Origin of the sequence: Melghirimyces algeriensis, from assembly GCF_900182565.1 — a bacterium.
GTDB classification, from domain to species: Bacteria; Bacillota; Bacilli; order Thermoactinomycetales; family DSM-45169; genus Melghirimyces; species Melghirimyces algeriensis.
Genome location: NZ_FXTI01000001.1, coordinates 146,765 through 166,648, shown reverse-complemented (window position 1 = coordinate 166,648; position 19,884 = coordinate 146,765). Strand labels below are relative to the sequence as shown.

Below are 19,884 nucleotides of genomic sequence, written 5' to 3'. Positions count from 1 at the left end.
GTTACGCTTTCATTGAGGATTCTACTTCCCACCGTTACGTTGTGTTAATCGGTAAACAATCCTTTTAACCCTTCAAGCGACTGGGTAAACGCATCATAGGAAGCATCCTGAAACAGAAGAAAGACTAATGCCATGCATCCCCCATACATCGACACTTTTCCTGTCATCTTGTCAAAATCATCTCCGGTTCGAAGCTTGACTCCAAGGTTTTTCAGCCCAAAACGCTTTTTCCAGGGCCATAAAAGCGGAATTCCTCTCGGTGTACAGGCATCCGCCAACAGATGGGACAAGTATCCGGCTCCCATGGCCCACGCATAATCAGGTGAGGCTAGATATGTAATCCAAGTGGTAATCGTCATGGATAGGAATGAATGCGTAAAACTTCGATGAGGCACAAATGCTACAGACACCGCGTAAATTCCCGATAACAAAATCCATAGATCCAGATTCCTAAACAATGCAAGCAATACAAAAATGACACCAAAGAGAGCTAATGCAACAGAGCGGTAAGGAATCGATCTGAAAAGCAGATTGTTTAATGTACTCCCCTGTTCATCAATATCCGGCAACATGGAACCCAAAGAGGCAATCAGGACCATTGCGGCTGAAGCCGTAACATCGTCCCCACTTCCGGTTACACCAACGGCTACTGCTCCGGCCGCAACACCCAATGATAAATGCGTATTCCCTGTCATATTATTCCTCCTTCCCCATATCCCAACATATGTTTGGTTTATCGATGAAGAAAAAACACCGTTGCATCGCTGCATCCCGGCGCCAGATTTAAAAATATAAATCTGCAAAACATCCAACCCTGAAAAGCTTAAAAACATTCTACCAAAAAATTGCCGGACTTTACATAGAATCAGTGATTCCTGTCTAAGCAAACAAAAACCCTCTCTTCCACTGAGAAGAGAGGGTTTTTTCCTTTGGTACCGAGGGTCGGACTCGAACCGACACGGTGGATCACCCACCCCGGGATTTTAAGTCCCGTGCGTCTACCAATTCCGCCACCCCGGCTTAAATGAACATGGAGCGGATGATGGGATTCGAACCCACGACCCCCGCCTTGGCAAGGCGGTGCTCTACCACTGAGCCACATCCGCTCAAAAGTGGTGGTTCGGGACGGAATCGAACCGCCGACACGAGGATTTTCAGTCCTCTGCTCTACCGACTGAGCTACCGAACCGACTTGTTTTGATGAAGACAAAGAGTATTATAGCATGCCATTTATATAGATGCAAGAGATTTTTGTGCTTTTTTGTGTTAATTGGCTCGTCGATTGTATCCATCTACATAGTATACATCCACAAAGGGACGGATTCGTTCCATGATTCGTTTCGCTTTTACACGTTCCGTCCCACCTTTTTCCGAATGACCCAAGTGATTTTCCAGTTCATTTAAATCCAAATTGGAAGTCATCACTGTAGGGAGCTTATACACCATTCGATATTGCAAAATGGCTCCCAGGATTTCATCCCTTGTCCAAGGTGTGATATTTTCCGCCCCGATATCATCCAAGATCAATACAGTCGCTTTTTTCAATGTCTCCAATTTGTCAGACAACATCCCATCACGAATGGAATCCTTGATTTCCCGAATAAAATCAGGAACATAAACCATCAGAGAGTCGATTCCATACTGAACCAAATATTGAGCCATTGCGCCGGCAATCCGGCTCTTACCGACTCCAAAGGGTCCATAAAAATATAACCCCTTCTTTGGAGAGCCGGTGGCAAACTGATCACAAAAATCCATTGCAGCCTCTATGGCTGCTACACGTCCAGGGTCCCAATTCATTTGATCAAACGTGGCATTGACGATATCTTCGGGGATATAATGACTCTGAATGAGATTCTTTCTTTTTTTCTCCATCTCCAAAGCAATCATTTTCTCACAAGGTGCTAAGCGTAACTCGATATATCCCCCATACCATTGAATATGGGGTTGATGACCTTCCATCAGGTTGGGGCACTTTTCTAAACCGGGGCAATGTTTGCAGTGTTCTCTTTCCCTGACCAGCTGGCGAAGTTGGACCAAAGAACGGTAATAAACCTTTTCAGGCAGATGTGGATGCTGTTTCCGGAACGATTGAACCTCAGGGTGAGAAAGAATTTTTTTTGCTTCCATTTCTGAATCCACCCGCCCGGAGAGACGCTTTTTCAACTGCCCCACGAGCTTATCCATTCGCTCCATCCCTATTCATTCCCCTTTTCATGCATCCTTTGGCTGAGCCGTTCCTGCATTCGATTCAGCTTGGCACGAAGACGCGCCTCCGTTTCCGGGTCCACTTTTTCCACCTTGGGATTTTCCCCTTTTGCCTCTCGCTCCATCGCTTGAGCGACAGCACGGGGAAGCGCTTCTTCCCGCTTTTTCCAATTCCCATCTTTCCGGAAACTCCTTTTTCTGCTTCCTTCTGAACGACGACGTTTCCATTCCCAGTCCAACTCACTTCGTGCCATTTCCCTTGCTTCTTCCACTGTGCGAACATTTTTGCGAGACCAGTGACCAGCGATTTTTTCAACCAAAGCACGAGGAAGTTTATAGTCATTGGAATATAAAACATATTCCAGGAGAACATTGATCACACCCGGAGGCAACCCGTAATTTTGCATCAGATCCTCTACCAGCTCAAGATCAGCTTTGGGAATGGTCTTTCCCCTTTGAAAATGCCTCAGCAATTCCACAGGAGAAAGTTCGTTCAACATTCGAAAATGACGGTCTTCCTCCGTTTCCGGAGAATCCTTCTGTTCAGCCACCCTGTTTTCGGATGGCTGTACCTGGTTTCCCCGTTCGGTCTTTGTGTTTTTTACAGGCGCCGAAGCACCTCCAAAGCGCATGCGATATTGATCACGTACAAAAGCCCGTAGCCGATCGATCGCAATTTTTCCATGCTGGGAAATGGACGGATTTTGAAGCGCCCGAATGAGATCCCAATGATCCAGCTGGTAGAGATCACGGATTTCCATAACTTCCTTCTCCAATGCTTTGGTCCACGCGCTCTCATCTATGACATTACGGAGCTGAACCTTTACCATGGCCAATTCATCTTCCTCACGGAGCGAAAACCTGGAAGGTGCCTCCTCGCCTGAATAACCCTCCGCATTTACACCCGAAGATGACAATTCCTTTTCTACTTCCGTTGCTGACCAGATTTCAGCAGGAGAAATCGAACCAAATACCTGTTGAAAAGACTTTGTCACTTTTTCCCCAACGGATTGATAATACGCCCCTTCTTCCACTTTTATGGAAACCATCTCTTCATGCAACATTCGAAAGCGCTCCTTACCCAGTCGATTCACAAGGGAAGCGCTCAAAACATCACTCTGAAAAAATTGGGAAGGAGACAGGGGAGGAACCAGATCGTACTGAAAAATTTTGCGGTCTTGATCTTGTAATCGAAAGGTATTCAAAAGACCGATTCCTTCCAATCGGTACCTCGCCTGCAGCATCTCTCCCAACGGTACCTGCAACAGTTTCATCAAATCCAGATGGGAATGCATACGGGAAACCCCTGAACGGTGTAGAGGCAACTGACTGTATAAGGTTAAATACAAGCTGACAGCAGTCGCCCCCACCAAGGGTTGATAGAGGTTGACCAAAATGATCTGATCCATCGGTTGAATCGGTTGACAGCTCTGACTACGCCAGCCATCGCGAGGTGTGCATTCTTTCCATACAATCGACATCAACCCATCCTCCCCAACCGGTCTCTGAATAAGTGGACTACTATTGTATCAAGAGAACCGATCTTCCACAAATCGGATGAGCTCTTCACAACTACTTTTCCCCGGACTCTCTTCTCTCGTGCTTCTCATTTGGATCTTGCGTGCGATTTAAGAGATCTTCCAATTCGCTTACAAATACATTGATATCTTTAAACTGCCGATACACGGAAGCAAAACGAACGTAGGCCACCTCATCTACATCTACAAGCCGTTCCATGATCATTTCACCGATTTCCCGTGTGGGAATTTCCGAGTCATTATGTTCCCGTAAATTCCGCTCCACTTCATCCACCAGCACTTCCAGTTTTTCCACGGATACCGGGCGTTTTTCACAGGCCCGGATCAACCCTCTTCGAAGCTTTTCCCGGCTGAATTCCTCCCGGCTGCCATCTTTCTTGATTACGATCAACGGTTTTTCTTCCACGATTTCAAATGTGGTAAAGCGTCTTTCACATGATTCACATTGTCGTCTGCGCCGAATAGATTTCCCTTCATGGGCGGGACGGGAGTCCAGAACACGACTCCCCAGCCAATGGCAATGCGGACATCGCATGGTAATCTACCTCCTCCCCTAACAATCGTTCTAACTATACCACAATCCAGTCAACTTGACTTCTCAAGATGATTTGATGAGCGGCAGTTTCAGCTTTTTTCTGCTGGCAGGAATCGATCAATCTGAAAAACCGTCCCCAGATGTATTGGAGACGGTTCAAGTTTCAAGGTTATACGGTTACTTCCTTCGTCTGTTGATTAGCAGAGAGAAACGGACGACCTACCCATTTTACTAAATCAACGACACGACAGGAGTATCCCCATTCATTGTCATACCACGCAAGCACTTTTACTTGACGATCCCCGATCGACATCGTGGAGAGAGCATCTACAATGGCAGAATGATCATTTCCATTGAAGTCTGAAGATACCAGCGGTGCTTCACAGTACTGTAAAATGCCTTTTAAATCAGTTTTTGAAGCTTTTTCAAGGGAAGCATTGACTTCTTTAGCTGTCACGGGCTGTTTCAAATCAACCACTAAGTCGACCACTGACACATTGGGAGTGGGAACCCGAAGAGCCAGGCCATTCAACCGTCCTTTCAAATCGGGGATCACTTCACCGATTGCTGAGGCGGCACCGGTCTTTGTCGGAATGATCGATTGAGCACAAGCCCGTGCCCTCCGCAGATCTTTATGTGGATTATCCAGATTTTTCTGGTCATTGGTATAGGCGTGAACCGTAGTCATAAGTCCTTGGTCAATACCGAAGGTCTCATGCAACACTTTCACCACAGGCGCCAGACAGTTGGTGGTACAGCTTGCGTTGGAAATGATATGATGACGTTTAAAATCGTAATCTCCTTCATTTACACCCATCACAATCATCGCATCTTCATTTTTTCCGGGGGCTGTAATCACCACTTTTTTGGCCCCTGCTTTTAAATGAAGTCCCGCTCCTTCACGGTCGCGAAACTTCCCGGTTGCTTCCACAACAATGTCAACATCTAAGTCAGCCCAGGGCAGACGGGAAGGATCGCGGTCAGAAACCAGTTTCACTTCCTTCCCATTGACAACCAGCCGATCCTCCAAGGGACGGATATCCTCGTCTACAATTCCGTGAATGGTGTCATATTTTATGAGGTGGGCCAGTGTCTCAGCAGGATAGCTTGCATTTACTGCCACCACTTCAATCTCCTGTTCATGAATCAACTTTCGAAACACCATCCGGCCAATTCGCCCAAATCCGTTAATTGCAACACGCAGCGGCATATATTTCCCCTTCCCTCTATTTGTTACATACAAGTTCACATTACTATTATAATCAGTATGACATATATTGCAATGCGTCACACGGAAAATGGTTTGCAAACTATTGTGGAAGGATGTATGTGTTACGCTTTTTTATCAAATGGGAATAAATAGCACGGTATTTATCATAAAAAAACAATACGCGTTGCACATAATGGCGCGTCTCCCCAAACGGAATCTGGCCGAGATTTTTACGGGTACCGTCCCACCGGCCTTCTTTCAACCATTTGTGCACATTCCCCGGACCCGCATTATAGGCGGCAATTGCAGCTACTCTGTTTCCCTTGAATTCTTTCATCAATCCAGAGATATACCAACTGCCCATATGGATATTGATCGCAGGATCATCGACGGATTCTTTGAACGCTGGGGAAAACTTCCCCCGCTCAACCACCCATTCAACTGTATTGGGTGTCAACTGCATCAGCCCTTTTGCTCCTGCGTGAGATTCCGCATTGGGACTAAATTTGCTTTCCGCCCGGATAATGGCCATTACCAAAAAGGGATCTGCCCCTGTTGTGTCTGCACTGTACAAAATCTTGTCCTCGTAATCCAATGGGTACATCCAACGATTAAATAAGGGAGTGGCCACAATAAGGAAAATGAGGATCAGAAGCAAAGCCAGACCCAGTTTACCTCTGGAAGGAAGAGCCGCTACAGCCGGGCGGAGCCACTTTTGGAGACCGAAGTTTGCCATAAAGCATCAACCTGTCTTTCCGTGTCTGCCCTTGAACCGGAATTATCTATCAGCACATCGGCAAACACTTTTTTATCTTCGATTGGCATCTGGGCCTTGATCATTCGTCTCGCTTCATCAGCGCTAATCCCTTCTCGATCCATTAAACGCTTCAGCTGTAGCTCTTCAGGTATGTATACCACAACAACAGAATCTACCAAATCGGTCAGATTCTCTTCAATGAGAAGTGGAACATCCAAAACGATAGGATGTTTCACATCAGCCTGTTTCCATCGATCCACTTCCTCTTTCATTTTCCGAATAATCAAGGGGTGGAGGATCTCGTTTAAATCTTTGCGCGCGTTCGCGTCTCGGAACACGATTTCCCGGAGAGCCTTCCGGTTTAAAAAACCTTCCGGACCGAATACATCATCACCAAATCGCTCACGCACTTTCCGGTATCCCTCCGTTCCAGGTTTCACCACATCGCGAGCGGTTTGATCTGCATCGATGATGACAGCACCCCGATTTTGAAGCATTCTGGACACGGTGCTTTTTCCTGTGGCAATCCCTCCTGTTAAACCCAGGACCATGTTTCCTCCTCCCTTCCACTGATCTTCGGTTCGGAAAACATGCACAAAAAATTGCTCCTTCGGTCAATCCTGACACTTGGAACAGAAATGAGTGCCTCTACCGGCTACCACAGTTCGCACAATCGGAGTTCCGCAACAATGACAGGGTTCTCCCTTGCGCCCATACACTTTAATTCTCAATTGAAACCTACCCATTTCACCATTTCCGTTTACATAGGACCGAACGGAGGAACCTCCTGCTTCGATCGCTTCTTTCAAGGTGGAACGAATACTTTCATACAAACGTTTCACCTCAGTGGAAGTCAGGGTTGAAACGGAACGTTCCGGGTGGATTCCCGCAGTATAAAGTGATTCATCTACATAAATATTGCCAAGCCCAGTCAGGAATTCTTGATTTAACAGAAGAGCTTTGATCCGGGTTTTCCTACCCGACAGACGCTCGGTAAACTGCTCCAGGGTAAAGGCATCTGACAGGGGTTCCGGACCCAGTTTATAAAGAGGGGGGCGATCCAGCTCTTCGCCTTTCGGCCAAAGATGCATTGTTCCAAACGTACGAACATCCCGGTATCTCAATTCGGTTCCGTCTGTAAAGCCAAAAATGACATGCGTATGCTTTTCCTTTGGCTGATCCTGAAGTTCCAAGCTGTACCGACCCTCCATCCTCAAATGGGACACCAATACCCAAGGGTCAAAAAAGATAAGGAGAAACTTCCCGCGTCGTCCCACCCCGGTTACTGTTCGACCCTTCAACATTTCCCGGAACGCTTCCGGTTCCGGTTCCTTAATCAACCTGGGCAAAAAAATGGACACATCCTCCACAGTTTTACCGACAATCAACGTTTTCAACGTTTCTTTTACCGTTTCCACTTCTGGCAGTTCTGGCAATGTTCGTTCTCTCCCTGTTCTTACTTGGCTTCATACCATGTATTTCCTGTACTGACATCTACTTTGAGAGGAACAGAAAGCGTGACGGCTCCTTCCATCACTTCCCGAACCAGATCGGACAAAGTCTCTGAGTCCTCTTTCGGCACTTCAAAAATCAACTCATCGTGAACCTGAAGAAGGAGACGAGCGCTCATATTCCTTTTTTCCAATGCTTCGTCCATCCTTAACATTGCCTGTTTAATAATGTCGGCAGCTGTACCTTGGATGGGTGTGTTCATCGCTGTCCGCTCCGCAAAGCTTCTGCGGTTGAAATTTCGCGAATGAATCTCCGGCAAGTGCCGACGGCGATGAAACATCGTTGTGACATACCCGTCTTCCCTGGCTTTTTTCACGGTTTCATCCATATACACCTTGACACCTGGATAGCTTTCAAAATAACGGTTAATAAATTCTCCCGCTTCCTTGCGGGAAATATTTAGATTCTGGGATAAACCGTAGTCACTGATTCCATAAACAATCCCAAAGTTTACCGCTTTGGCTTGTCGCCTCATCAGAGAATTCACTTCATTCTCGGAAACTCCAAACACATCCATGGCTGTTTTTGTATGAATGTCCATATCTTTTTGGAAAGCCTCAACCAGACCATGATCCCCGGATAAATGAGCCAGGACGCGAAGTTCAATCTGCGAATAGTCAGCCGATAGGATTTGCCATCCGGGTTTCTCCGGAATAAATACTTGTCGTAGCCGTCGACCCTCTTCCAGTCGAACCGGAATGTTTTGCAGGTTGGGGTCTGAACTGGACAGACGTCCGGTTGTAGTAATCGCTTGGTGAAACCGGGTATGAATCTTTCCTGTGGAATCAAAAACTTCTTTGAGAAGGCCTTCAACATATGTGGAAATCAATTTGCCCACTTGACGGTAACGTAAAATCTCTTCCACGATTTCATGTTGTGGCGCCAGTTTTTCCAATACATCTGCACTGGTGGAATAACCCGTTTTGGTTTTTTTCAACACAGGCAGACCCAATTTGTCAAACAGGATTTCTCCCAGCTGTTTGGGTGAATTGATATTAAACGTGGTTCCGGCCAGATCATATATTCGCTCCGTCAACCCATTCAAGCGCTCCTGAAGCTCTTTGCCCAGAGCTTGCAGTCTATCTTTGTCCACTTTGACTCCGTTCCATTCCATGCGGGCAAGAACGTGGGTTAAAGGCAACTCCAGATCGAAGAAAAGGGCATCGAGATCATATTCTTTTAACTCCTTTTCCAATACAGGACAGAGCTGGTAGATCCGATTCACCTTACGGGCCAAATGCTCGGACAGCTCTTGCTCTCCCAGTTGACGACGTTTGGCCCCCTTTCCATAAACCACATCATCAGCAGGAAGACCTCCTCCCAACTTTCGTTCAACAATATCTGAAAGGTCATGTCCCGATTCGGAAGCATTGATTAAATAGGAAGCCAACAATATATCAAACATAAAACCTTCCGACTCAAGATGATGCCGTTTAAAAACAATCCAAGTCGCTTTGACATCATAGCATATTTTCTTTCGATCCGAATCCTGAAGCCATTCCTGAAATGCAGGCCAGCGTTTGGCTGTCTCCCAATTCAAAAACAGTTGCTGTTTTCCATCCGATAATACGATCGCCAAAAGATCGGCCCGATGATAATTTTCATGATTCCTTTCCACAAAAAGGGCGATGCGATCCTGCTTCAGAAAGTCCTCCCATTTTCCGTTATCCTCCGACTCAACTCTCTCCACCGAAATCTTCTCCGGTTCCGGCTGATCCGTCTCAGATTCATCCCCTTGAATGCGTTCCAACAACGTTTTAAATTCCAGTTTTTTAAGCAAAGGGATGATCCGGTCTGCATCAAATCCCTGATAGATTAAATCATCCAGCCCAAAGTCAAGGGGAACATCACACATAATCGTCGCCAAATCCTTACTCAAGATAGCATCTCTTCGGTTTTCTGCCACCCGTTCCTTCAACTTTTTGCCGGGCAGATCATCAATGTGGGCCAGAACCTCTTCCACACTGCCAAACTGGTGTAGAAGCTTCAATGCTGTCTTCTCCCCCACTCCAGGAATGCCCGGAATGTTATCGGACGGGTCCCCCATTAACCCTTTAAGGTCAATAATCTGTTTCGGTTTCAGACCGTACTTCTCATTTACTTTCTCCACATCATAGCGATCGGCATCGGTGACACCTTTTTTCGTCATCAGAAGCTCAACCTTCTCTGTGACAAGTTGCAGCAAATCTTTATCCCCTGTGACGATGGTAACAGGCATTCCTTTCCGATCCGCTTCCTTGGCAATCGTTCCGATGATATCATCCGCTTCAAACGATTCCAGCTCAAAGTGTCGAATCCCAAACGCATCCAGAAGTTCTTTGATCAAAGGAATCTGCTCAGAGAATTCACCAGGCGTTTTGTCCCGCTTCCCTTTGTATTCTTTATAGTCCCGGTGTCGAAACGTGATTTTTCCGGCATCAAAAGCCACCAAAACATGGTTTGGCTTCTCCTCTTCCAGGACTTTCATCAACATCATGGCAAATCCGTATACCGCATTGGTATATGTGCCCTTATTATTCTGAAGCAACGGCAGGGCGTAAAACGCACGAAATGCAATGCTATTTCCATCGATTAAGACCAGTTTGTCCATATTGGACCTCCACACTCCTAAAGTTCCGCGCCTGTAAATGTTGTCAACGGCAGTCCTCAAAGATACAATAACGTTGACAGCGGACGGTATCAAACAAACAGATACCTCTATTTTACCATGGCCCAGTCGCCTACTTCCAGCAAGCCTTTTGACCCAAACATTAGAGGGAGGGAATCATGATCTCTCATCGTCCGCCCATCCATCCTTACGTAACCTTGGCAATCGGAGTTCTGTTTATCTCCTTTTCAGCAATCCTTGTAAAATTGGCTGATGCTCCATCCACTGCGGTTGCCGCCTGGCGGCTTCTGCTGGCCACAGGACTCATGACCCCCCTGTGGGTGTGGAAACACCGGAGCGAAATCGGTATCCTGAAACTGAAGGATTGGTTTTTCGCCATACTTTCAGGTGTTTTTCTCGCCCTGCATTTTGCCCTTTGGTTTGCTTCACTCTCCTACACCAGTGTGGCCAGCTCTGTCGTTCTCGTTACACTTCAACCCCTATTTGCCTTTGTTGGTGCTTACTTTCTATTCAAAGAACGTATGCGGTTCCCAGCCCTCGCTGGAACGAGCATCGCTGTCCTCGGTGGAATCCTCCTGAGTTGGGGAGACTTTGCTTTGGGAGGCACAGCCTTATTCGGTGATTTTCTCGCCTTGATCGGTGCAGGAATGGTAACGGCATACTGGTTGACAGGGCAACATCTCAGAAAGCGTATCTCTCTAATCACATATACCTATATTGTTTATGGAACAGCGGGAATCCTTCTCGCTACAGCCTGTATCCTCATGGGAGAGCCTCTTTTTACTTACCCGGTCCGGGATTGGCTCATTTTTCTTTTGCTAGCCTTGTTCCCCACCCTTTTGGGACATAGCCTGCTCAACTGGGTAATCCGTTGGGTGCCTGCCACAACGGTCTCTGTCAGTATTCTTGGGGAACCAGTGATCGCTACCATCCTGGCCTTTTTCCTGTTTGGTGAACAACCCGGACATATGCAATGGGCAGGTGGCCTAGCGATCATCCTTGGCGTCTATACGTTTATTCGCTTAAAGGATGCTCCGGGTTCGAAGGCATTGATTCAGCAAGAGGTTGTCGGAAAGTAGAATCCCTTATTCTTCCCTGCAATGATGGGTTTGCAGGGGACTTTTTTTTGTGATAAAATATGAATGCATTCATTTTTGAATGAATTCATATTTCGGTTGGAGGAGCCCATGAGTCTGAGAGAACAGAAAAAGCAACGCACCCGAAAAGCGATTCTTGATACGGCCAGACACATGTTTTTTCAACACGGTTATACGCACACCACCATGGTAGCCATTGCCCAAAAATCAGAGGTGGGTGTCGGAACCATCTACAACTATTTCCCTTCTAAGTCGGATCTATTATTAAATCTGCTGGCTGATGCCCTCTCTGTCTCAGAGATTGACGTAACACCTTATTGCGAACATGATTCTCCCGTTCAATGCCTGATGGATTGGATTCTGGATATCGGTTCATTTATTCAGGATTACCCCAAATCGTTTTGGCAAGAGGTCATGCAGGCAATCGTCGGAAATGTGGATGAAAACTACACATTACGCAGTGGATTGTTTCAATTGGACTTTGGATTTATTGATCAGACGGCTATTTTGATCTCCAAACTTCAATCCCAAAATAAATGGAACCATTCTTTTTCCGCCCAAGAGGCTGCGATGACCCTTTACAGCATCTCTATGGTTCAACTGATGTTTTTCATCTATAACGAAGAGATGTCATTTGAAGAATTTAAAGCTTCCCTCAACCGGCAGATTACCTTTGTTTTCGCTTCAAAAACATCTTAACAAGGAGTCCGAATCCTTATGCATGGAACCTATGAACAATCCCTGAATACCAAAGTCGCATGGTCCTTGATCCACGCTCTCTCTGTACTTGTCGTTGGCTGGGTACTTCTAGGAAATGGGTTGGAAGCCATTCTCAATCCATTCCTATCCGACATTCCCCAAGGAAATCCAACCCGTAACGGGTTATTGTTTTTCTGCTCCATCGTCTTATTTATCCGAATGAATATTACAGGCTTTGTCTTTATCAAGAGACGTTTTGGCTGGAATGAAACCCTTCAAGTGGGGATCTGGCTGTGGATCATTCATCTGACGTTTGCGATTCTCGGGGGACTTCAATCGGCCGCGATCAGTGTATGGGATTGGATCGGATTGGGTCTATTTTTATTCGGATCTTATCTAAATACCGGTTCGGAATGGCAACGGCATCAATTCAAGAAAAAGCCAGATAGCAAAGGACAATTGTTCACAAAGGGTCTTTTTCGATACAGCATGCACATCAATTACTTCGGTGATGTCGTCTGGGCAATCGGCTTTGCTCTTCTCACCCACAATCCTTGGGCTTTTCTCATTCCCTTCATCATGTTGCTCAGTTTTATATTCTTTCATATCCCTGTATTGGACCGCTATTTGAGCAAACGATACGGAAAACAATTTGAAGAATACGCCCAGAGAACGCACAAGTTAATCCCCTTCATCTATTGATGTTGGAATGATTCGGTTCACCCCTATAAAGGAGGCACACCCATGATTCGACTGGAAGGCTTGAGCAAAATTTTCGCTAATGGCAAAGGGGGCTTCGCTTTTGCCTCAATTTTAAAAATCCGGTGAATTTGCTTGATTCACGATCAAACGTTCGTCTCCCAAACTTGACTTTCATGATGTTCCAACAACAGAATAAAACGACAGGGGGTGATCACATGGAAAAAAGGGCATTGCTTCTTTTTGGACTGGCCTTGCTTCTCGGACTGATGGGATGTTCCTCTGAAACCCAGGAAAACGGTCCAACAGAGAACAGGTTGGCGGCATTATCCAAAGAGGCGGAAAACATCCCGGTGCAACTACCGGACTTTGCCTTGCAGGCCCCTCCCCAGGCCCAGGAGGCTTACCGATTGGCCTATGCCCACTCCGATGTGTTAAAACATATGCCATGCTATTGCGGGTGTGGCTCTTCAGGACACAAACATAACGCCCATTGTTTTATCAAGGACAAGGGAGAGGACGGGAATGTCGCTTGGGACCGGATGGGAGCCACTTGAGGCATATGCATCAATATCGCGCGTGACGCGGTGGCCATGAAAAATGACGGAAAGTCTTTGATCGAGATCCGCGAGTATATTGAAGAGCAATACGGGGACCAGGGGATACCCACTCCCACTCCAAAACCGAAAAAATGAGCCATTACGTCGAAACGGATAAAAAAAGAGGCAACTGACAAAAAGCCAGTTGCCTCTTTTTTCAATTTAAATCAACCGTTTTCCCTGTCTCAATGTAAACGATACTTTCCGCAATATTGGTGGCGTGATCGGCAATCCGTTCCAGGTAACGGGCGACAAATGAGAGACGAAGCGCCACTTCAATGAACTGCTGTTGATGAATCATATATTCCAGTAATTCCTTGACAATCGCTTCATACATCTGATCCACTTTGTCATCTGTCTCCGCCAGATCTTTGGATAAATCGATATTCCCGTCAATATAGCTGTTGATCCCATCATGAACCATTTTTTGAGTAATACGAGCCATTTTCGGAATGTCTTCCAGATCTTTAAACAGCTTTAAATTGTTTTCCACCAAATGAATGGTCACTTGGGCGATATTGCAAGCCAGATCTGCCATTCGTTCCATATCAGACCCGATTTTGAGAGCAGCGATCAGTTTGCGCAAATCCTTGGCTACAGGTTGTTGTGTCGCAATCAAAGCGGAGACTTTTTCATCCAGTTGGTCTTCCATGGAGTCAATCGTGGAGTCATTGTTCAGGACATCACGCGCCATATCTGCATCCAATCGCTCCAAGGATTTAACCGCTTTATCAATGGCAACTTCCAATTTTTCACCCATATCCAACAGGAGTTGCTTCACTTCCTGCAAGGATGTATCAAATTGTCGCATTAAAAGTGAGACTCCTTTCCCTATCCAAACCGGCCGGTAATATAGTCTTCCGTCTTTTTATTGGCCGGATTGGAAAACAGAGTGGCCGTATCATTATACTCAATCAATTCACCGTTTAGAAAAAAGGCGGTTTTATCAGAAACACGAGCTGCCTGTTGCATATTGTGTGTGACAATGACAATGGTGTATTTATTCTTCAATTCCTGAAGCAATTCCTCAATTTTTGAAGTAGAAATCGGGTCGAGGGCAGAGGTGGGTTCATCCATCAGAACAATCTCCGGTTCCACCGCCAGGGCTCGTGCAATGCAAAGGCGTTGTTGCTGCCCTCCGGAAAGACCTGTCGCCCGGTCTCTCAGTCGATCCTTTACTTCGTCCCACAAAGCGGCCTGACGCAAGCTTTTTTCCACAATCTCATCCAGTGTTTTCTTGTTTCGAATCCCGTGAATCCGAGGTCCATAGGCGATATTGTCATAAATGCTCTTCGGAAAAGGGTTGGGAGCCTGGAAGACCATTCCCACCTGTTTTCTCAGCATTTCCACATCAATGTTTCGATCATAGATGCTTTCTCCGTGCAAGCGGATGGTCCCCTTGATTTGAACCCCAGGAATCAAGTCGTTCATGCGGTTCAGCGTTCGGAGAAAGGTTGACTTCCCGCAACCGGAAGGACCGATCAAAGCCGTTACAGTGTTTACTTCCACATCCATTGAAACATCGTATAGAGCTTGTTTTTGTCCATAATACAGATCCAGGTTTTCAACCTGAATCGCCGGTTTTGTCAGTACTGTCTGTTCTGCCATCACTCATCCCCCTCAACCGTTTCGTTGTTGATATTTATTCCGAAGGAATATCGCCAGCGCATTCATCGTCAGCAAGATCGCTAAAAGAATAATGATTCCACCAGCAGCGATCTCCTGAAATTCTTCCTTGGGTAACCCCGTCCAACTATAGATCTGAATCGGGAGAACCGTAAAGGCATCAAAGATGTTTCCAGGGGTGAAATAGACAAAGGTGACTGCCCCGACCATGATTAACGGTGCGGTTTCTCCAATGGCTCTGGATAGCGCAAGAATGGTACCGGTTAAGATCCCTGGCATGGAATAGGGCAACACAACCTTGTATATGGTCTGCCATCTTGTCGCTCCCATGGCATAGGAAGCCTGACGCAGAGAAGAGGGAACGCTGTCAATCGCTTCCCGCGCCGCGACAATCACAATAGGAAGAATTAATAATGTCATGGTCAAAGCACCGGTCAGTACCGATTGGCCCAGCCCCCATCCACGGGCAAAAATGGTCAGCCCCAGAATCCCGAAGACAATGGAGGGAACACCCGCCAGATTGCTGATATTTAGTTGGATCAAACGACTGAACCAGTTCTTTTTCGCATATTCTTCCAGATAAATGGCTGTCCCCACTCCAAAGATAAAGGTGAGCGGAGCTGTCACTCCAATCAACCACAACGACCCCCAGAGCGGAGCTTTTACCCCTGACTTCTCCGGAAAACGGGAAGCGAAGTTGTTCAGAAAATCAGCGTCAACCCATTTCCATCCAGTTTGGATAATATCATACAATAATACCCCTAATACAACCACTCCAACCAGAGTAGACAATAAAAACAATCCATGGGCGACATGGTTTAACATGCGACGAAACTGAACCCTGTCCGCCCCCTTTTGTTCAGTATCGGTGGAATCCACATTCGACTGTCCTTTCTGTTGGATCATTGCTTCTTCCGCACTCATCAATATTCCTCCTTAAACCGCCGGGAAATATACTGAGCCAGGAGGTTCATGATCAAGGTAAAGACAAACAATGTCATTCCCACAGCGTAGATTGACTTGTAAACGGTCCCTCCATAGCTGATATCCCCCATCGCAGCTTGAACCATATAAGCGGTCATGGTTTGAATACTTTCCGTAGGATCAAGGGTGAGTTTTGGTGTCGCACCGGCAGCAATGGTTACAATCATCGTTTCTCCGATGGCGCGGGAAATTCCCAAGACAAAAGAGGCAATAATTCCTGAAAGGGCCGCCGGTACCACCACTTTGAGCGAAACTTCCAATCGCGTGGAACCCATTGCATACGCCGCTTCCCGAATTCCCCGTGGAACAGAGCTCATGGCATCTTCACTCAAGGATGCAATCATGGGAATAATCATAATACCGACTACCACACTGGCACTAAGGGCATTAAAGACACCCATCTCCGGGATAAATGTCCTTAACACCGGTGTGACAAATGTAAATGCAAAAAAACCATATACCACGGTCGGAATCCCAGCCAATATCTCCAAGATCGGCTTTAATGTTCGACGAAGTCGATCCGGAGCATACTCACTCAGATAGATAGCGGAGAACAGCCCCAGCGGAATCGCCACCACTGCCGCTCCCATCGTTACCAATAACGTGCCGCTGATCAATGGTAAAATCCCAAACTCCTGCTGTGATTCACTAAACAAAGCGGTCCAATCTGTACCCGTAATAAATTCAATAAAGGGCACATCCTGAAAAAAAGAGGCTGTTTCGATCACCAATGTTAAAACAATACCCACAGTGGTCAGAATGGACACTAAGGCACAGAGAAGAAGAAGTTTAGGTATGATTCCTTCCCAGGAGGTGCGCCATGTCCGTTTCTTTTTAAAGCGACTGACCCCGGTCGACTCAACGGTTTTCAACACATTTACACTCCTTTCTAAAACAAGGGAAAGTGTGGCACAGTCCCTTTGGACGGCCACACAGATTATAAAGATATCCGGAGGAGGGGTGGTTACTCAATTCCAAGCTTTTTGAGGCCTTCTCCATATTTCTCGTCACTCATCTTAATATAACCCACATCCGAAACCAGCTCTTTTCCTTCTGTCAAATAGAACTCCATAAATTGCTTGATGTGTTCTTTCTCCATCGCCTGCTTGCTTGCATAAATGAAGATCGGACGGGAAAGGGGAGCATATTCTCCGTTTTGAATCGTTTCATCGGTAGGCTCAACCGCACCTTTTCCAGCATCCACCTTTACAGCTTTCAGCTTATCTTTGTTTTCAACATAATAGGCATAACCGAAGTAACCCAAAGCGTTTTTATCACCTGCTACCCCTTGCACCAAGGTATTGTCGTCTTCGGATTGCGTATAGTCCGTTCGACTCTTTCCTCCTTCGCCGACAATTTCCTCAGTGAAGTAGTCAAAGGTACCGGAAGCTGTTCCTGGGCCATACAGCTTGATCGGTTCATCGGGCCATTCGGAATTCACATCTTTCCATGTTTTCACTTTGCTATCCGGTTCCCAGATCTTTTTCAGCTGTTCTACTGTCAACTGATCTACAAAATCATTCTCTTTATTCACCACAACGGTGATCCCGTCAAAAGCTACCGGGACTTCAATCGGCTCCAGACCCGCTTCTTCAGCAGCTTTCTTTTCTTCATCTTTAATCGTACGGGAAGCATCGGAAAGGTCTGTTTCTTTTTTTGTCCACTTTTCAAAACCGCCACCCGTTCCTGATTTTGAAACGGTTACTTCTACCCCAGGGTTCTTTTTCATAAATTCTTCAGCGACTGCTTGGGAGACTGGATATACCGTGCTTGATCCGTCAATTTTTATCGTTCCGGATAGACCGTCTCCTCCGTTTTCTCCACCTGCATTCGGGTCGTTGGAGGCGCATCCGACGACCATTGAAAGTGAAAGTACCAAAGCTCCTGCTACTTGCAGACTTTTCTTAAGCATAAAGTCGCATCCCCCTAGAGAAATATAATGAGGTTAATCATGCCCTCGAACACTGTCCACTATAAATCTTAAGTTTTATCCTCAAATAAACGAATTGTTAAGGTTGTGTAAAGAACCGAGTAAACCACCTGTAACAAAAGAAAAAAGCCTAGAGGGGAAAAGAGAGAGTAATGGCTGTACCTTTCCCCACACGGCTTTCCACATGGATTTTACCTTCATGAGCCTCTACCAGATGTTTCACAATGGCAAGTCCCAACCCGGTTCCACCAGATTCGCGGGAGCGAGCTTTATCGACACGGTAAAACCGTTCAAAAATCCTGGGCAAATCTTCTTCCGGGATTCCGATCCCTGTATCAGACACTCGTATCCACCATCTTTTTTCCTCCTTCCCGGCAGACAGGTTGACACTGCCTCCAGTCGGTGTATAGGCCATTGAATTGGACAACAGATTGATCAAAATCTGTGAGAAACGATCCCGGTCCACATGAACAGTAAAGTCTTCTTTCACATCTACCTGGAAATTTAACCCCCGCTTTTTCATCTGTTTTTCCGTTGTTTTCACAATGGTTCGAATCAGTTTTGTCACATCGATTTCCTCAAGATTGAGACTCATTTCGCGAGACTCAATCTTGGAAAGGTCCAGCAGATCACCAATCAACCTTTCCAAACGCAAACTTTCCGCTTGAATGATTTCCAGAAACTCACGTTGCATCTGTGGGTCCTCCACTGCTCCGTCCAACAGTGTTTCTGCAAATCCTCGCAGAGAAGTGACCGGGGTCTTCAGTTCGTGGGAAACATTGGCCACAAATTCCGTGCGCATCCTTTCCAGCTTTCGGATCGCCGTAATATCATGCAACACGGCAACCACTCCCATTCCCTCTCTTTCTCCGTAAATAGGTGTCAAATTCGCTTCCAGCACCCTTTCTTCAGGAAAATAGAGATGAATCTCACCCTGCATTCGCTCACCTGTATGCAGGCATTTACGAATCATCAGATGTAAATCGTGAAAAACCGCCCGCTCCGGAAGGGGTTTGTTCAGCAGCTGGGGTGATTTCACATTGAAAAAACGGTGAATGGCTTGGTTGGCCAATGTAATTTTGCGATTGGAATCCACCATTAATAAACCGCTTTCCATGGTTTCAATGACACTGGTCAAACGACGCTCACTCTTTCGGATCGTCTCCAGCTGATATCGCAGACCGGCAGCCATACGATTAATTGCCGAAGCCAACCGACCGATTTCATCCCGTTGTTGGACGGGAACTCTGCGATGAAACTTGTTTCGTGCAATATCGACCGCTGCCTGCGTCATTTCTTCAATCGGACGTGTAATATTACGGGCGACTCTGGAACCGATCAAAGAGGCAAGGATAAAAGAAATGAGCAGACCACCCACGAGAGACAGCCAAACCTGGCTGAGACTCCCGTTTATCGTTTTCAACTCCATGGTCAGTCTGACAGCCCCCAAAACTTCTGAGGTTTCTCCTTCTTTTTTGATCGCCGGTGTAAAAACATAGAGCTTGTCGTCCTGGGTAACACTGTGATAGCTCCCTTTCATCCGCGATTCAAGAACGCGATTAACTTCTTTGTGATGTCTTAAATTGTCCATCACAACCGGAGATTCAGAGGAGTCTCCCAGCACCTTTCCGTCATTGTTAATCAATGTGACTCGGACACCCAGAGAACGACTGAACTTGTCTGCATGTTGTTGAAAAAGCGCCGGCTGCTCCAGCGCTTCCTCCCAATTCAACGTATTGACAAGGAGTTGTCCTTCTTTTCCCAGACGATCGGTCAAAGAATCCAGATAAGAGGCTTTTACCAACAATGCCACAAAAATGCCTGTCCCCAAAACGGAAATGGCAATCACCATCAAAAACATCATGGTTAATCGATGATGAAG

The 19,884-nt window shown here is 46.3% G+C and carries 19 protein-coding genes and 3 tRNA genes; 4 read left to right on the top strand and 18 right to left on the bottom strand.

Going from position 1 to position 19,884, the window contains the following annotated elements:
- Positions 1 to 44: 44 nt before the first annotated feature.
- The 12 genes from FN782_RS00750 to polA form a co-directional block, all read right to left on the bottom strand.
- A complete protein-coding gene (locus tag FN782_RS00750) occupies positions 45 to 695 on the bottom strand; it encodes a metal-dependent hydrolase (RefSeq protein WP_185955951.1) in 651 nt (216 codons plus the stop codon).
- A 235-nt stretch (positions 696 to 930) separates the two neighbouring features.
- Positions 931 to 1,020, bottom strand: a tRNA-Leu gene (locus FN782_RS00745).
- Between the two features lie 11 nt (positions 1,021 to 1,031).
- Positions 1,032 to 1,106, bottom strand: a tRNA-Gly gene (locus tag FN782_RS00740).
- Positions 1,107 to 1,113: 7 nt separating this feature from the next.
- Positions 1,114 to 1,189 (bottom strand) — tRNA-Phe (locus FN782_RS00735).
- A gap of 77 nt (positions 1,190 to 1,266) precedes the next feature.
- Complete coding sequence (gene dnaI / locus FN782_RS00730) at positions 1,267 to 2,187, bottom strand: primosomal protein DnaI (RefSeq protein ID WP_221930152.1); 921 nt, start codon at positions 2,185 to 2,187, stop codon at positions 1,267 to 1,269.
- Positions 2,188 to 2,198: 11 nt separating this feature from the next.
- Positions 2,199 to 3,689 (bottom strand): replication initiation and membrane attachment family protein, encoded by a 1,491-nt coding sequence (locus FN782_RS00725; protein WP_142503859.1) that lies wholly within the window; start codon positions 3,687 to 3,689, stop codon positions 2,199 to 2,201.
- Positions 3,690 to 3,780: 91 nt separating this feature from the next.
- Positions 3,781 to 4,281, bottom strand: coding sequence for a transcriptional regulator NrdR (nrdR, locus tag FN782_RS00720; RefSeq protein WP_142503858.1), 501 nt, complete (start codon positions 4,279 to 4,281; stop codon positions 3,781 to 3,783).
- A gap of 169 nt (positions 4,282 to 4,450) precedes the next feature.
- Positions 4,451 to 5,491 carry a glyceraldehyde-3-phosphate dehydrogenase gene (locus FN782_RS00715; RefSeq protein ID WP_142503857.1) on the bottom strand — a complete coding sequence of 347 codons (1,041 nt, stop codon included), beginning with the start codon at positions 5,489 to 5,491 and terminating at the stop codon, positions 4,451 to 4,453.
- A 100-nt stretch (positions 5,492 to 5,591) separates the two neighbouring features.
- Positions 5,592 to 6,227, bottom strand: a complete 636-nt coding sequence (locus FN782_RS00710) for a lytic transglycosylase domain-containing protein (protein WP_142503856.1) — start codon at positions 6,225 to 6,227, stop codon at positions 5,592 to 5,594.
- On the bottom strand, positions 6,185 to 6,799 hold the full coding sequence (gene coaE / locus FN782_RS00705) for a dephospho-CoA kinase (RefSeq protein ID WP_142503855.1): 615 nt from the start codon (positions 6,797 to 6,799) through the stop codon (positions 6,185 to 6,187). Before coaE ends, FN782_RS00710 begins: the two co-directional genes overlap by 43 nt.
- A 63-nt stretch (positions 6,800 to 6,862) precedes the next feature.
- Positions 6,863 to 7,684 (bottom strand): DNA-formamidopyrimidine glycosylase, encoded by an 822-nt coding sequence (mutM, locus tag FN782_RS00700; protein WP_142503854.1) that lies wholly within the window; start codon positions 7,682 to 7,684, stop codon positions 6,863 to 6,865.
- A 20-nt stretch (positions 7,685 to 7,704) separates the two neighbouring features.
- Positions 7,705 to 10,350, bottom strand: coding sequence for a DNA polymerase I (polA, locus tag FN782_RS00695; RefSeq protein ID WP_142503853.1), 2,646 nt, complete (start codon positions 10,348 to 10,350; stop codon positions 7,705 to 7,707).
- A 176-nt stretch (positions 10,351 to 10,526) separates the two neighbouring features.
- Here polA and FN782_RS00690 point away from each other — a divergent pair, with 176 nt between their 5' ends.
- The 4 genes from FN782_RS00690 (at position 10,527) to FN782_RS17100 (ending at position 13,558) form a co-directional block, all read left to right on the top strand.
- Positions 10,527 to 11,447, top strand: a complete 921-nt coding sequence (locus tag FN782_RS00690) for a DMT family transporter (RefSeq protein WP_142503852.1) — start codon at positions 10,527 to 10,529, stop codon at positions 11,445 to 11,447.
- Positions 11,448 to 11,555: 108 nt separating this feature from the next.
- On the top strand, positions 11,556 to 12,164 hold the full coding sequence (locus tag FN782_RS00685; RefSeq protein WP_185955950.1) for a TetR/AcrR family transcriptional regulator: 609 nt from the start codon (positions 11,556 to 11,558) through the stop codon (positions 12,162 to 12,164).
- 18 nt (positions 12,165 to 12,182) lie between these two features.
- On the top strand, positions 12,183 to 12,866 hold the full coding sequence (locus FN782_RS00680) for a DUF1295 domain-containing protein (RefSeq protein ID WP_142503850.1): 684 nt from the start codon (positions 12,183 to 12,185) through the stop codon (positions 12,864 to 12,866).
- A gap of 215 nt (positions 12,867 to 13,081) precedes the next feature.
- A complete protein-coding gene (locus FN782_RS17100; protein ID WP_342778329.1) occupies positions 13,082 to 13,558 on the top strand; it encodes a PCYCGC motif-containing (lipo)protein in 477 nt (158 codons plus the stop codon).
- Between the two features lie 61 nt (positions 13,559 to 13,619).
- Here FN782_RS17100 and phoU read toward each other — a convergent pair whose 3' ends face one another.
- From phoU to pnpS, 6 genes are all read right to left on the bottom strand, one after another.
- Positions 13,620 to 14,273, bottom strand: coding sequence for a phosphate signaling complex protein PhoU (phoU, locus tag FN782_RS00665; protein ID WP_142503847.1), 654 nt, complete (start codon positions 14,271 to 14,273; stop codon positions 13,620 to 13,622).
- A 20-nt stretch (positions 14,274 to 14,293) separates the two neighbouring features.
- A complete protein-coding gene (gene pstB, locus FN782_RS00660; RefSeq protein ID WP_142503846.1) occupies positions 14,294 to 15,070 on the bottom strand; it encodes a phosphate ABC transporter ATP-binding protein PstB in 777 nt (258 codons plus the stop codon).
- Between the two features lie 12 nt (positions 15,071 to 15,082).
- Positions 15,083 to 15,913, bottom strand: a complete 831-nt coding sequence (gene pstA / locus FN782_RS00655; RefSeq protein ID WP_246064821.1) for a phosphate ABC transporter permease PstA — start codon at positions 15,911 to 15,913, stop codon at positions 15,083 to 15,085.
- Positions 15,914 to 16,011: 98 nt separating this feature from the next.
- Positions 16,012 to 16,947 carry a phosphate ABC transporter permease subunit PstC gene (gene pstC, locus FN782_RS00650; RefSeq protein WP_425462664.1) on the bottom strand — a complete coding sequence of 312 codons (936 nt, stop codon included), beginning with the start codon at positions 16,945 to 16,947 and terminating at the stop codon, positions 16,012 to 16,014.
- A gap of 89 nt (positions 16,948 to 17,036) precedes the next feature.
- On the bottom strand, positions 17,037 to 17,984 hold the full coding sequence (locus FN782_RS00645) for a PstS family phosphate ABC transporter substrate-binding protein (RefSeq protein ID WP_142503845.1): 948 nt from the start codon (positions 17,982 to 17,984) through the stop codon (positions 17,037 to 17,039).
- Positions 17,985 to 18,132: 148 nt separating this feature from the next.
- Positions 18,133 to 19,854, bottom strand: a complete 1,722-nt coding sequence (gene pnpS / locus FN782_RS00640) for a two-component system histidine kinase PnpS (RefSeq protein WP_425462671.1) — start codon at positions 19,852 to 19,854, stop codon at positions 18,133 to 18,135.
- Between the last annotated feature and the right edge of the window lie 30 nt (positions 19,855 to 19,884).